1 pseudogene is annotated in these 313 nt (G+C 61.0%); it reads left to right on the top strand.

The features are described from left to right. Positions 1–313 (top strand): annotated as a pseudogene (locus EN824_RS34210) (ABC transporter permease); the annotation flags it as partial.

Raw genomic sequence — 313 nt, 5'->3', positions numbered from 1 at the left:
GATTTCGCGCACCACTGTTGGGCGCAAACTTTACGCCTTCGGCGACAACCCGGAAGGTGCTCGCCGCTTCGGCATCAATATCGGCGCGATGCATTACATTTCGTTCGGCTGGCTCGGCCTGATGGCGGGCATTGCGGGTCTTATGCAGGCGCATTATGCGCAGGAAGTGGTGCCCAACGCGCTTTATGGCCGCGAGCTGGATGTTCTTGCAGCAACGGTCCTCGGCGGTGCGCGGCTTGGCGGCGGCAAAGGCTCTGTCATCGGCTGCGTGCTCGGCGTTCTCATGGTGTCGATCACCCAGAACGGTCTTAAC

It is taken from the genome of Mesorhizobium sp. M8A.F.Ca.ET.181.01.1.1, assembly GCF_004792025.1.
Taxonomy (GTDB): domain Bacteria; phylum Pseudomonadota; class Alphaproteobacteria; order Rhizobiales; family Rhizobiaceae; genus Mesorhizobium.
Note: the sequence above shows the minus strand (reverse complement) of the source record. Positions and strands in the feature narration are given on the sequence as shown.